Source organism: Chryseobacterium pennae (genome assembly GCF_003385515.1).
Taxonomy (GTDB): domain Bacteria; phylum Bacteroidota; class Bacteroidia; order Flavobacteriales; family Weeksellaceae; genus Chryseobacterium; species Chryseobacterium pennae.
Genome location: NZ_QNVT01000034.1, coordinates 1 through 13203, shown reverse-complemented (window position 1 = coordinate 13203; position 13203 = coordinate 1). Strand labels below are relative to the sequence as shown.

Here is a 13203-nt window from a genome sequence, read left to right as displayed (position 1 = left end):
TGATTAAAAATTAATAAACATAGCAGATTACTTCACCGCCTACTTTCTCTTCTCTAGCTTTCTTGTCAGTCATTACTCCTTTAGAAGTAGAGATGATAGAAATACCCAAACCGTTTAGTACTCTTGGAAGTTCAGTAGAACCTTTGTACTGTCTCAAACCTGGTCTTGAAGCTCTTTGAATAGACTTAATAGCAGGTTTATTAGTTTGCTTATCGTACTTTAAAGCGATTTTGATCACTCCTTGAACAGCGTTATCTTCAAACTTGTAGTTTAAGATATACCCTTGATCAAATAAGATCTTAGTAATCTCCTTTTTGATTTTCGATGCAGGAATTTCCACCACTTTGTGGCCTGCGCTTTGTGCGTTCCTTACTCTTGTTAGGAAATCTGAAATTGGATCTGTTACCATTTTTCTTTTATAAATTATTGGTTAAAGAACAATCAGTATTGAAAAGACTTGAAGATTAAAATATCAGACGTCAGAAATCTTCGGTCTGATATTTTTATTCTTTAGTATCTAGACAACTTAATTGTCCCGATTTTTAATTAGTAAGTATTACCAACTAGCTTTTCTTACACCTGGGATAAGACCGTTGTTAGCCATTTCTCTGAAAGTTACTCTGGAAATACCAAACGTTCTCATGTATCCTCTTGGTCTACCTGTTAGTTTACATCTGTTGTGTAATCTTACAGGAGAAGCATTTTTAGGCAATTTTTGAAGTCCTTCGTAATCACCAGCTTCTTTAAGAGCTTGTCTTTTAGCAGCGTATTTAGCAACTAGTGCTTCTCTTTTGCGCTCACGCGCTTTCATTGATTCTTTAGCCATTTCTTAGTTCTTTTTAAATGGTAAACCGAAGTGAGTTAATAATGCTTTAGCTTCTTTATCTGTCTTCGCAGTTGTTACGAAAGTGATGTCCATCCCTTGGATTTTTTTCACTTTGTCAATTACGATTTCAGGGAAGATAATCTGCTCAGTAATACCTAAGTTGTAGTTACCTCTACCATCGAAACCATCTGCTTTGATACCAGAGAAATCTCTAATACGTGGTAAAGCAGAAGCAGTAAGTCTGTCTAAGAACTCATACATTCTGTGAGCTCTCAAAGTTACTTTAGCACCTACAGGCATTCCTTTTCTAAGTTTGAAGGCAGCTTCATCTTTCTTAGAGATTGTACCTACTGCTTTCTGACCTGTGATGTTTGTTAACTCTTCTACAGCATAATCAATAATTTTCTTATCTGCAGTAGCGTCTCCTAAACCTTGTGATACAACGATTTTCTCTAATCTAGGTACTTGCATGATTGACTTATACCCGAATTCTTCCATCATTGCAGGAACAATTGTCTCTTTGTATATTTTTTTGGGTCTTGCTATAAATTCCATGTTAATTCAAATTATAAAGTTTCACCCGTTTTTTTGTTAATTCTTACTTTCTTATCTCCTTCGATTTTGTAACCGATTTTGATAGCTTTTCCGTCTTTATCAACTAAAGCTATGTTTGAGATATGAATAGAAGCTTCCTTTTCAGTAATTCCTCCTTGAGGATTTGAAGCTGAAGGCTTAACGTGTTTTTTAACGATATTAAGTCCTGCAACAATTACTCTTGGGTCTCTACCTTCTTTCTTAATCACTTCAATAACTTCACCAGTCTTACCTTTGATATCTTTCTTACCAGTAGTAATGATTACGTTATCTCCTCTTTTTATTTTTAACTTTGACATTTCTTTTAAAAATTTTTAAAATTAAAGTACTTCAGGAGCTAATGAAATGATTTTCATATATTCTTTGTCTCTCAACTCACGAGCAACTGGTCCGAAAACACGCGTTCCTCTCATTTCTCCCGCTGCGTTTAGTAATACACAAGCATTGTCGTCGAATTTGATGTATGAACCATCTTTTCTTCTTACTGCTTTTTTAGTTCTTACTACTACAGCTTTAGATACCTGACCTTTTTTAGCGTTTCCTGATGGTGTAGAATCTTTGATCGTAACAACGATTTTATCACCAACTGAAGCATATCTTCTTCTGGTTCCTCCCAGAACTCTGATAACTAGTACTTCTTTTGCACCTGTGTTATCAGCAACTTTTAATCTTGATTCTGTTTGTAACATTATTACTTAGCTTTTTCAATGATTCTTACTAATCTCCATCTCTTGCTCTTGCTCATAGGTCTAGTTTCTTGGATCAAAACTGTATCACCTTCTGTGCATTCGTTGTTCTCGTCGTGTGCAGTATATTTTTTCGTTTTCAAAACGAATTTACCGTACATCGGGTGCTTTACTCTTGTAGTTTCACTAACAACAATAGTTTTTTCCATTTTATTGCTGGAAACCACTCCGATTCTTTCTTTTCTTAAATTTCTATCCATTGTAAAATGAAATTATTGTTTGTTAGTTAACTCAGTATTTAGTCTAGCGATTGTTTTTCTCAAATCTCTGATTTGAATCGGGTTTTCAATTGGGCTGATTGCATGAGCCAATTTCAATTTAGAATATTGAGCTTTTGCTTCAGTTAATTGAGTTTGAATATCACCCGCGCTTAAATTTTTAATATCAGCTTTTTTCATTGTATTCAAAGATTATAGAGGTTTAACAAAATCGTTAGCAACGATGAATCTAGTAACTACAGGTAATTTTTGCGCAGCAAGTCTAAGAGCTTCTTTCGCAACTTCGTAAGGAACTCCACCTACTTCAAACATAATTTTACCTGGTTTTACTACAGCTACCCAATATTCAACAGCACCTTTACCTTTACCCATACGTACTTCCGCTGGTTTTTTAGTAATTGGCTTATCTGGGAAGATTTTGATCCATAGTTGACCTTCTCTCTTCATATATCTTGTTGCAGCGATACGAGCTGCTTCAATCTGTCTTGCAGTGATCCAAGCTCCTTCCGTTGCTTTGATCCCAAAAGTTCCGTAAGCAAGTTGACTACCTCTTTGGGCATTCCCCTTCATCTTCATCTTGTGAACTCTACGGAATTTGGTTCTTTTTGGTTGTAACATAATTTCTAAATTTTAGATTTTAGATTTTAGATTTTAGATTTTTTTTATTTTAAAAAAGTAACGGTAATTTAAAATTCAAAATTTCTAATCTAAAATTTTAATTATTATTGTTATTGTTGTTGTTTTTTCTAGGTCTTCTGTTGTCTCTGTCTCCTCCTCTGTTTCCTCTGTCTGACTGACCTCCTTTTTTCTGTTGTCCTACTAATGGGGAAAGTTCTCTTTTACCATAAACTTCACCTTTCATAATCCAAACTTTTACACCTAATCTACCGTAAGTAGTGTGAGCTTCTGCCCAGTGGTAATCAATATCAGCTCTGAAAGTTGACAATGGAATTCTTCCGTCTTTGAAAGATTCTGATCTTGCCATTTCAGCTCCGTTCAATCTACCAGAGATTTGAACTTTGATGCCTTCAGCACCCATTCTCATAGTACTTGCCATTGCCATTTTAACAGCTCTTCTGTAAGAAATTCTGTTTTCAATTTGCTTAGAAATACTATCAGCAACTAGTACAGCATCTAATTCAGGTCTTTTGATTTCGAAAATGTTGATTTGAATATCCTTACCTGTAAGTTTCTTCAATTCTTCTTTCAATTTATCAACTTCCTGACCTCCTTTACCGATGATAAGTCCCGGTCTAGCAGTAGTAATTGTAACTGTTACTAATTTTAATGTTCTTTCAATATAAATTTTTGAAATACCACCTTTAGATAATCTAGCCTCAAGGTATCTTCTGATTTTGTAGTCTTCAGCGATTCTGTCTCCATAATCTTTTCCACCAAACCAGTTTGAATCCCATCCTCTGATGATACCTAATCTGTTACCAATTGGATTTGTCTTCTGTCCCATACCTTGATTAATTTTCTTTTTTACCTAAGATTAATGTAATGTGGTTTGATCTTTTTCTGATTCTATACCCTCTACCTTGTGGAGCTGGTCTTAGTCTCTTCAATTGTCTTGCACTGTCTACAAAAATTTCTTTAACGATAAGATTAGCTTCTTCAATATCAGCACCTTCGTTTTTAGTTTGCCAGTTAGCCATTGCAGAAAGCAATACTTTTTCTAACTTGTTAGATGCGTCTTTTTTAGAATATTTTAGAATGTATAAAGCTTTGTCTACCTGCTCTCCTCTAATGATATCAGCTACTAATCTCATTTTTCTTGGAGAAGATGGGCAATCATTGTGTATTGCTTTTACTACATCTTGGTTTGTCAATTTACGTGCTAATGCACTTTCTCTTTTTCTTGATCCCATGATTATCTGCTTCCTTTGTTTTTGTTACCACCATGACCTCTGAAAGATCTTGTTGGAGAAAATTCGCCTAGCTTGTGACCAACCATGTTTTCTGTAACATAAACAGGGATAAAAGATTTCCCGTTGTGTACTGCAATAGTTTGTCCTACGAAGTCTGGAGAAATCATTGATGCTCTAGACCAAGTTTTAATAACTGTCTTCTTACCAGACTCTATGTTTGTCTGAACCTTCTTATCTAAAGTATGATGAATGAATGGTCCTTTTTTAAGTGATCTTGCCATAATTATTTACGTTTAGATATGATATGACGGTTAGACGCTTTATTTTTCTTTCTGGTTTTGTAACCTTTAGCAGGCATACCGTTTCTAGATCTTGGGTGACCTCCTGAAGAACGTCCTTCACCACCTCCCATTGGGTGATCTACAGGGTTCATTACAACAGCTCTTGTTCTAGGTCTTCTACCTAACCATCTGCTTCTACCAGCCTTACCTGATACAGTTAACTGGTGGTCAGAGTTAGAAACAGATCCAATCATTGCATAACATTCAGTAAGGATCATTCTTGATTCTCCTGAAGGCAATTTGATGATTGCATATTTTCCGTCTCTTGAAGTCAATTGAGCTGAAGAACCAGCACTTCTTGCTAAAATAGCACCTTGACCAGGCTTCATTTCAACACAAGAAATAACAGTACCTAATGGAATGTTTTTCAACTTCATTGCGTTCCCTACATTTGGTTCTACGCTATCACCAGAAATTACTTTCTGATCTACTTTGATACCGTTTGGAGCGATGATATATCTCTTCTCTCCATCAGCATACTCTAGTAAAGCGATAAATGCAGTTCTGTTTGGATCATACTCTACAGTTTTTACAGTGGCTTCAACGTTTGCTTTGTTTCTTTTGAAGTCAATAATTCTGTATTTCTTTTTGTGTCCACCTCCGGTGTAACGCATGGTCATTTTACCAGTTTGGTTACGTCCACCTGACTTACTAATACCAACTGTTAGAGATTTCTCTGGTTTGTTGGTAGTAATTTCTTCAAAATTGTTTACAATTCTGAATCTCTGTCCCGGGGTGATAGGTTTTAATTTTCTAACAGACATTACTATTATATATAATTAATAATTAATTTACAGCAAAAATATCGATAACATCACCTTCAACAAGTTTGATTACCGCTTTTTTCAATTTGTTTGTCTTTCCTACTTGAAGACCTTTTTTAGTGTACTTTGAAGAAACCTTCGGAGCATAAATCATTGTATTAACGTCTGCTACTTTCACACCGTAAGCTGCTTCAACAGCCTTTTTAATCTGGATTTTATTCGACTTAGGGTTAACTAAGAAAGAATAAGTACCTCTTAAATCTGTAAGGTAGTTAGCCTTTTCTGAAATAACTGGTTTAATAATAACTGACATGACTTATTTCTTTAAATTTTCCTGGAATTTTTCAACTGCACCTTCGAAGAATACAACTTCACCTGCATTTACTATATCGTAAGAACTAACTTCGTTGAAGTTCATTACTTTAGTTTTAGGTAAGTTTCTTGAAGATAGATACACATTCTTGTTAGCTTCAGGAAGAATGAATAAAGATTTTTTACCATTCAATGCCAAAGCATCCAATAAAGCGATAAAATCTTTAGTCTTAGGAGCATTTAAGCTCATATCTTCTAAAACTCTGATGCTGTTGTCTCTCATTTTCTGAGATAAAACAGATTTCTTAGCTAATCTCTTAAGAGCTTTGTTCAATTTGAATCTGTAGTCTCTTGGTTTTGGTCCGAATACTCTACCTCCACCTCTGAAAGTTGGAGATTTAATATCACCATATCTAGCAGATCCTGATCCTTTTTGCTTCTTAAGCTTTTTAGTAGAAGCAGTAATTTCGCTTCTTTCTTTTGCTTTATGAGTTCCTTGTCTTTGTGCAGCAAGGTACTGTTTAACTTCTAAGTAAACCGCGTGCTGATTTGGCTCAATTCCGAATACTGTTTCGTCTAGAGTTACTTTTCTTCCGGTCTCTTTTCCTGATGTATTTAATACTACTAGTTCCATTTTCTGATAATTACATAAGAATTTTTAGCTCCCGGAACAGCACCTTTTACTACTAAAAGATTTTGTTCTTGATCAACTTTTAACACTTGAAGGTTCTGAACAGTCACCTGCTTACCTCCCATTCTTCCAGCCATTCTCATCCCTTTGAATACTCTTGAAGGGTCTGAACCAGCACCGATAGAACCTGGAGCTCTAAGTCTGTTGTGCTGACCATGAGTTGCCTGCATTACACCTCCAAATCCGTGTCTTTTAACAACACCCTGGAAGCCTTTACCTTTTGAAGTTCCTGTTACGTCAACATATTCACCTTCTAGGAATAAATCAACTTTTACTTCTTCTCCTACTTTTACTTCATCAACGAATTCTCTGTAGAATTCTACTAATTTAGCTTTAGGAGCAGAACCAGCCTTTTTAAAATGGCCAGCTAACGCTTTACCAACGTTCTTCTCACTCTTGTCATCGAAACCTAACTGAACAGCTTTATAACCGTCTTTTTCTAAGGTTCTGACCTGTAAAACCGAGCATGGACCAGCTTGAATAACTGTACAAGGAATGTTTTTTCCTTCTTCGTTAAACAAAGACGTCATACCGATTTTCTTACCAATAATACCTGACATTGTTTATATTATAATAAAATTTATCCTTTATTTTTTCCCATTTTTCGGAAGTCTGAAGTGATTTCTACTTTTGATATAGGCACACTACGCTCCTAAAATGAGAGTGCAAATTTATGAATAATTTTGTAACTGACAAATATTTCAATTAAAATATTTTGATTTTTAATCATTTAGATCATTTTCAAAACCAAAATGGGTTTTATAAAAATGAATCCTTCATAAAAAGCACATTTTTTTTCTTTGATTTCCAATTCTAACAATTCAAAGCCAACAGCTGATAACAAAAAAAATGCCATAACTATACGATAATGAAACATTTCGAAATTTCCAACAACAAAAACAACCTATATATTATAAAGAAATAAGAACACCTCTTCTTCTTTTTATAATGAAACCCCAAACTATATCATTATAACAGCTTCTTTAAAAAAATTAAAGCCTCATGATCACTCATGGGCTTTATATTTTTACATATTATGCGATAAATTAAGGAACTTACACAGAATTATTTCATAACATTGACTCCATTTTCTTCAAGTTTAACCTGATCTTCCGCTGCAATCCCATCATCCGTAATCAGGTAATCCACCTGATCAAGTGACGCAATCTTACCAAAACCTTTCTTATTCAATTTTGATGAGTCTGCAAGAACCACTGTTTTATCAGCACATTCAATCATCACCTGATTGAGATGAGCTTCTGCAGCATTCGAGGTGCTGATCCCAAATTCCAGATCAATTCCATCTACTCCCAAAAAAAGTTTATTGCAGGAAAACTGTTTAAGAATTCCTTCTGAAATGGATCCCACAATTGAAGTAGAACTCTTTCTCACCTCTCCTCCCAATTGAATGACATTAATATTAGGATTATTGCAAAGTTCAATAGCGACCCTCAAGGAAGAAGTCAAAACTGTAAGCGGTCCAAAATTCATCAGCATCCTGGCAAGATAATGCATCGTAGTACCCGACGCCAATATGATACAATCATTTTCCTGAATTAACGGAAGTGCCGCCCTGGCAATCGCCTGCTTTGCTTCTACGTTGATATTTTCTTTTTCTCCTACATTTTTTTCATAAGCATACCTTACCTGCTTACTCGCTCCCCCATGATTCCTGAACAGAAGCCCCAAACTTTCGAGATAGTTCAAATCTTTTCGTATCGTAACTGAAGAAACATTCAGTCTTTCGCACAGATCCTGAACAAGAACATGTCCTTTTTCATCCAGTTCTTTTAATATTTCATCATGCCTTGGTATTAGCTTCTCCATTTTATTCATTTCCTCAAAATTACCGTTTTTTTTTAACATTTTAAAATTTCATTTATTTTCTTTTTGCTTTCATTTTTAATTTATATATTTGAAAACGAAACATAAACGAAACATTTATGAAACGAAACGAAGAACTCAGTAAATTAACCAATGTAAAAGAATGGGACTTTTTAGTCATAGGAGGGGGAGCCAGTGGTTTAGGTTCAGCATTAGATGCAGTAAGCAGAGGATTCAAGACATTATTACTTGAATCTCATGATTTTGCAAAAGCAACTTCCAGCAGAAGTACCAAATTGGTACATGGTGGAGTAAGATATTTGGCACAGGGAGATGTAGGCCTGGTGAAAGAAGCCTTAAAAGAAAGAGGTCTTTTATCCAAAAATGCAGCACATATTGTAAAGAATCAATCTTTCATTATTCCTAATTACACCTGGTGGGGCGGAATCTATTATAAAATAGGGCTATCCGTTTACGATTTCCTTGCTGGAAAATTAAGTTTGGGTAAAACAAAGTACATCAGTAAATCAAAAACTATTGAAAAACTACCTACTATTGAACAAAACCATTTAGCAAGTGGTGTTGTTTACCAGGATGGACAGTTTGATGATGCGAGACTTGCTGTCAACTTAACCCAAACCATTATTGAAAAGGGAGGAAGCGCTGTTAATTATGTAAAGGTTATCAACCTTCTGAAAGATGACAAGAATAAAGTCATTGGTGTGGTTGCTGAAGATCAGTTCTCCAAGCAGCAATACCAGATTCATGCAAAAGTAGTCATCAATGCTACCGGTGTTTTCACGAATGACATCCTTAATATGAATAACCCTAAACATGGTAAAATGGTAGTACCAAGCCAAGGAATTCATCTAGTTTTGGATAAATCATTCCTGAAAAGTGATGATGCCATCATGATTCCTAAAACTTCTGATGGAAGAGTTTTATTTGTAGTGCCTTGGCATGACAGAGCTTTGGTAGGAACTACGGATACTCTTTTGGAAAGCGAAAGCTTTGAACCTCGCGCTTTGGAAGAGGAAATCAGTTTCGTTCTAAATACAGCAAGACAATACCTGTCTAAAAAACCAACCCGCGATGATGTAAAATCTGTTTTTGCCGGACTTCGCCCTCTTGCAGCTCCAAAAGATGGTAGTAAGAGTACAAAAGAAGTATCCCGAAGTCATAAAGTGATTGCTTCCGACACAGGTTTGATTTCCATCATTGGAGGAAAATGGACAACTTACCGTAAAATGGCAGAAGATACAATCGATAAAGCGATGCAGGTTCATAAACTGGGTAATACAACTTCCAAAACAGAAAATATGTCTATTCATGGAAATGTAAAACCTGAACAGGTAGACAGAACGAATCATCTGTATGTATATGGTTCTGATATTCCGTCCATAAAAGCTTTACAGGAAAGCAATCCCCGTTTTTCACAGAAAATACATCCTGATCATCCATTCACTGTAGCTGAAGTGGTTTGGGCAGCACGAAATGAAATGGCAGAAACCATTGAAGATGTACTGGCAAGAAGAGCTCGCCTGTTATTCCTGGATGCAAGAGCTGCTATAGACAGCGCCCACAATGTGGCAAGAATTATTGCTGAAGAAAAAGGATATTCTGAAGAATGGGCTCAGCAACAGGAAAATGAATTCATCGAATTGGCAAAAGGGTATTTATTGACACCTTATTCACCTAAAGTTATCAACCTTAATTAATCACCATATGAATGAAAAGTTAATCCTCGCTTTGGATCAGGGAACCACTTCCTCCAGAGCGATTCTATTCAACCATAGCGGAGAGATCAAGTATGTGTCTCAAAAAGATTTCAGACAGATATTCCCAACTCCAGGTTGGGTAGAGCATGATCCAAATGAAATCTGGTCATCACAGATCTCTGTTGCTGCAGAAATTATTGCCAAAGCAGGCATTTCCGGACTGGAAGTAGCTGCTATTGGAATTACCAACCAGCGTGAAACAACAATAGTTTGGGATAAAGAAACCGGAGAACCTATTTATAATGCCATTGTATGGCAGGACAGAAGAACCTCCAAGTATTGTGATGAACTGAAAGAACAAGGTCACGCAGAAACCATTAAAGAAAAAACAGGTCTTGTATTAGATGCCTATTTTTCTGCTACCAAATTAAAATGGATCCTTGATAATGTGGATGGAGCAAGAGAAAAGGCAGAAGCCGGAAAATTATGTTTCGGAACTGTGGATACCTGGCTGGTATGGAAGCTTACCCGTGGAAAAATGTTTATCACCGATGTTTCGAATGCCAGCAGAACCATGCTATTGAATATTCATACATTGGAATGGGATAATGATCTTTTGGAATTATTCAACATCCCAAGAGCCATTCTTCCTGAGGTAAAACAAAGCAGTGAAGTGTATGGCGAGACAGCCACTACTCTATTCTCTACTAAAATTCCGATTGCAGGAATTGCAGGAGATCAGCAGGCGGCTTTATTCGGTCAGATGTGTACCAATCCGGGAATGGTGAAAAATACTTATGGAACAGGGTGCTTTCTATTAATGAATACAGGAAAAGAAGCGGTTTCTTCAAAGAATAACCTTCTGACAACTGTTGCCTGGAAAATTAATGGAGAGGTTAACTACGCGTTGGAAGGAAGTGTATTTGTAGGGGGCGCAGCGATTCAATGGCTGAGAGATGGTCTTAAACTTATTCATTCTTCTGACCAAGTGAATGATCTGGCAGCATCTGTTGAAGATAATGGTGGGGTTTATTTTGTTCCTGCCCTTACAGGTCTGGGAGCCCCTCACTGGGATCAGTATGCCCGTGGAACGATTGTAGGAATTACCCGTGGGACTACCGATGGACATATTGCGAGAGCCACTTTGGAAGGAATTGCATTCCAGGTATATGATATTGTAAAATCTATGGAAGCTGATTCCGGAAGAGCAAGTCTTGAGCTGAGAGTAGATGGCGGAGCTTCGGCAAGTAATCTACTGATGCAGATACAGTCTGACCTTTTCGGATTTAAAATTATAAGACCAAAAACACTGGAAACAACAGCATTGGGAGCGGCTTATTTAGCAGGTCTTGCTGTAGGATACTGGAAAAACATTGATGAGATCCAGGAACAATGGATTGTAGACAAAGATTTCCATCCTCAATTGGAAAAGGAAAAAGTAGATGCTATGGTTCATTCATGGAACAAAGCAGTATCCCGTGCTCAAAGCTGGATTGAAGATTAATTTCTGACCTTAAAAATACACATATGACTCCATTTATCGCAGAAGTCATCGGGACGATGCTTCTTATTTTATTAGGCAACGGCGTTGTAGCCAATGTTGTCTTGAAGGATACCAAAGGAAATAATTCCGGATGGATTGTGATTACCACAGCCTGGGCATTGGCCGTTTTTGTGGGAGTAACCGTTGCCGGGCCCGTAAGTGGCGCCCATCTGAATCCGGCTGTTACGATTGGTTTAGCTGCTGCAGGAAAGTTTTCCTGGGATCTGGTTCCGTCTTATATCGCGGCTCAGATGATTGGAGGAATGTTGGGAGCCTTTTTGGTTTGGCTGTTTCATAAGGATCACTTTGCCATTACAGAGGATGAAGGGGCAAAACTGGCTTGTTTCAGTACCGGTCCTGCAATCAGAAAAGTTTCGTCTAACCTTATCAGCGAAATTATCGGAACCTTTGTACTCGTATTTGTTATTTTCTACATTTCGGATCCGAGTATTAATTTACAGGCAGATCCTAATGCAAAAGTAGGCTTAGGTTCGGTAGGTGCTATTCCTGTCACGTTTCTGGTATGGGTAATCGGGCTTTCGCTAGGTGGAACAACCGGATATGCTATTAACCCTGCGAGAGATCTTGCTCCAAGAATTATGCATGCTATTCTTCCGGTAAAAGGAAGCAGTGATTGGGGCTATGCCTGGATACCTGTCATAGGACCTATCAGCGGAGCTGTCATTGCGGCATTATTGTTTATGGCTTTAAAATAAAAACAAAAAAATACGAATGATGAAAATATTAAAAGGAATTTTCCTGCTTACTTTAGCAACAGGAAGATTATTTTCACAGGAAAGCAGTGAAGGTAAAGAAACCAAAGAAAACCGATTGGATTTCACCGCCAATATACAAAACAACCACTTATGGAGAGGTTTGATTATTACAGACAAGCCTGTAGTGATGGGAAATCTTTCTTACGCTTTGGATGCGGAAAAGAAATGGAAAGTTGGTATTTGGGGTGCTTCTGCTCTGGCAGATGATAAGGACAACACTCATTATAAGGAGATCAATTACTATGTTCAATATTCCAACGGACGTTTCTATATCGGATTATGGGATCTTTATAACTCCAGAAATATCAATACAGCTAATGCTGCAGATGATATCTTCAGCTACTCACAAAGAAGAACAGCTCATATCATTGATTTAAGAACCAACTACACTTTCGGCCCTTCATTTCCTATCAATATTGAAGCAGACATTATGCTGTATGGAGGAGCCAATGCGGGAGAAGTAATACTGGAACCTGATGGAAGCTACAAAAAGAACAGATATTCTACCTATGTTCAGGCAAGTTACCCTGTAATCAGCGGACAAAAAGTGAATCTGGATGCTTTTGTAGGAGCAGGATTTTCATTGAATGGCAACACTTTTTTATATGGCAATGGGAAAAACAACTTCGATATTGTCAATGTAGGAGTAAAAGCAGGAAAAGTTCTTAAAATTACTGAGCATTACAGTCTTCCGGTTTCGATGATGGCCATGTGGAATCCTTCTAATAAATATGCAAGAATTCAGCTGGCTGCGACCGTTTTTTAATGTAAACATTCAACTAGATTATATAGAGACCACTCCTTTTGGGGTGGTTTTTTGTTAGATGGAAGGAGGAACCACCCCGGCAAAAATTCTTTGAATTTTTGCTACCCCTCTACTGCTCATCTTGTAGTGGTTTTGAAATAAGATTAAATTTGTATTGTGAAAGATTTTGAAAATATCAAGGGCCTACGTCCTCAGAAAATAAATAATTTAGAA

General features: G+C 36.8%; 20 protein-coding genes. 4 read left to right on the top strand and 16 right to left on the bottom strand.

Annotated features, from left to right (window positions below; translation table 11 throughout):
• Positions 1-10 precede the first annotated feature (10 nt).
• The 16 genes from rpsH to DRF65_RS24790 all read right to left on the bottom strand — a co-directional run bounded on the left by rpsH (position 11) and on the right by DRF65_RS24790 (position 8190).
• Positions 11-409 carry a 30S ribosomal protein S8 gene (rpsH, locus tag DRF65_RS24865; RefSeq protein WP_034694686.1) on the bottom strand — a complete coding sequence of 133 codons (399 nt, stop codon included), beginning with the start codon at positions 407-409 and terminating at the stop codon, positions 11-13.
• A 147-nt stretch (positions 410-556) separates the two neighbouring features.
• The gene (gene rpsN, locus DRF65_RS24860) at positions 557-826 is read right to left on the bottom strand and encodes a 30S ribosomal protein S14 (protein WP_002983233.1); all 270 of its coding nucleotides are present in this window, start codon (positions 824-826) and stop codon (positions 557-559) included.
• 3 nt (positions 827-829) lie between these two features.
• Positions 830-1381: a 50S ribosomal protein L5 gene (rplE, locus tag DRF65_RS24855; protein WP_115973412.1), complete on the bottom strand. Its 552-nt coding sequence runs from the start codon at positions 1379-1381 to the stop codon at positions 830-832.
• 11 nt (positions 1382-1392) lie between these two features.
• Complete coding sequence (gene rplX / locus DRF65_RS24850; RefSeq protein ID WP_072407373.1) at positions 1393-1719, bottom strand: 50S ribosomal protein L24; 327 nt, start codon at positions 1717-1719, stop codon at positions 1393-1395.
• Positions 1720-1740: 21 nt separating this feature from the next.
• Complete coding sequence (gene rplN / locus DRF65_RS24845; protein WP_002983226.1) at positions 1741-2109, bottom strand: 50S ribosomal protein L14; 369 nt, start codon at positions 2107-2109, stop codon at positions 1741-1743.
• A gap of 2 nt (positions 2110-2111) precedes the next feature.
• The gene (gene rpsQ / locus DRF65_RS24840) at positions 2112-2366 is read right to left on the bottom strand and encodes a 30S ribosomal protein S17 (RefSeq protein WP_027387210.1); all 255 of its coding nucleotides are present in this window, start codon (positions 2364-2366) and stop codon (positions 2112-2114) included.
• A gap of 12 nt (positions 2367-2378) precedes the next feature.
• Entirely contained in the window at positions 2379-2564 is a 186-nt protein-coding gene (rpmC, locus tag DRF65_RS24835; RefSeq protein WP_115973411.1) for a 50S ribosomal protein L29, read from the bottom strand.
• A 12-nt stretch (positions 2565-2576) separates the two neighbouring features.
• The gene (gene rplP / locus DRF65_RS24830; protein ID WP_100076485.1) at positions 2577-3002 is read right to left on the bottom strand and encodes a 50S ribosomal protein L16; all 426 of its coding nucleotides are present in this window, start codon (positions 3000-3002) and stop codon (positions 2577-2579) included.
• A gap of 97 nt (positions 3003-3099) precedes the next feature.
• Positions 3100-3849: a 30S ribosomal protein S3 gene (gene rpsC / locus DRF65_RS24825; protein ID WP_077413595.1), complete on the bottom strand. Its 750-nt coding sequence runs from the start codon at positions 3847-3849 to the stop codon at positions 3100-3102.
• Positions 3850-3856: 7 nt separating this feature from the next.
• Positions 3857-4255: a 50S ribosomal protein L22 gene (gene rplV / locus DRF65_RS24820; RefSeq protein WP_034694674.1), complete on the bottom strand. Its 399-nt coding sequence runs from the start codon at positions 4253-4255 to the stop codon at positions 3857-3859.
• Positions 4256-4257: 2 nt separating this feature from the next.
• Entirely contained in the window at positions 4258-4536 is a 279-nt protein-coding gene (gene rpsS, locus DRF65_RS24815) for a 30S ribosomal protein S19 (protein WP_034702850.1), read from the bottom strand.
• A 2-nt stretch (positions 4537-4538) separates the two neighbouring features.
• Complete coding sequence (gene rplB / locus DRF65_RS24810) at positions 4539-5360, bottom strand: 50S ribosomal protein L2 (RefSeq protein WP_103289181.1); 822 nt, start codon at positions 5358-5360, stop codon at positions 4539-4541.
• Positions 5361-5382: 22 nt separating this feature from the next.
• On the bottom strand, positions 5383-5673 hold the full coding sequence (gene rplW / locus DRF65_RS24805) for a 50S ribosomal protein L23 (RefSeq protein ID WP_115973410.1): 291 nt from the start codon (positions 5671-5673) through the stop codon (positions 5383-5385).
• Positions 5674-5676: 3 nt separating this feature from the next.
• Positions 5677-6306 (bottom strand): 50S ribosomal protein L4, encoded by a 630-nt coding sequence (rplD, locus tag DRF65_RS24800; RefSeq protein WP_115973409.1) that lies wholly within the window; start codon positions 6304-6306, stop codon positions 5677-5679.
• Positions 6297-6923 (bottom strand): 50S ribosomal protein L3, encoded by a 627-nt coding sequence (gene rplC / locus DRF65_RS24795; protein WP_115973408.1) that lies wholly within the window; start codon positions 6921-6923, stop codon positions 6297-6299. The genes rplD and rplC overlap by 10 nt, the downstream gene beginning before the upstream one ends.
• Before the next feature lie 505 nt (positions 6924-7428).
• Entirely contained in the window at positions 7429-8190 is a 762-nt protein-coding gene (locus DRF65_RS24790; RefSeq protein WP_115973461.1) for a DeoR/GlpR family DNA-binding transcription regulator, read from the bottom strand.
• Between the two features lie 116 nt (positions 8191-8306).
• Here DRF65_RS24790 and DRF65_RS24785 point away from each other — a divergent pair, with 116 nt between their 5' ends.
• From DRF65_RS24785 to DRF65_RS24770, 4 genes are read left to right on the top strand one after another with little or no spacing between them, the layout of a single operon-like run.
• The gene (locus DRF65_RS24785; protein WP_115973407.1) at positions 8307-9905 is read left to right on the top strand and encodes a glycerol-3-phosphate dehydrogenase/oxidase; all 1599 of its coding nucleotides are present in this window, start codon (positions 8307-8309) and stop codon (positions 9903-9905) included.
• A 7-nt stretch (positions 9906-9912) separates the two neighbouring features.
• Positions 9913-11409 carry a glycerol kinase GlpK gene (gene glpK, locus DRF65_RS24780; RefSeq protein ID WP_115973406.1) on the top strand — a complete coding sequence of 499 codons (1497 nt, stop codon included), beginning with the start codon at positions 9913-9915 and terminating at the stop codon, positions 11407-11409.
• A gap of 23 nt (positions 11410-11432) precedes the next feature.
• Positions 11433-12164, top strand: coding sequence for an MIP/aquaporin family protein (locus DRF65_RS24775; protein ID WP_115973405.1), 732 nt, complete (start codon positions 11433-11435; stop codon positions 12162-12164).
• 16 nt (positions 12165-12180) lie between these two features.
• Positions 12181-12990: a hypothetical protein gene (locus tag DRF65_RS24770; protein WP_228438941.1), complete on the top strand. Its 810-nt coding sequence runs from the start codon at positions 12181-12183 to the stop codon at positions 12988-12990.
• Positions 12991-13203 lie beyond the last annotated feature (213 nt).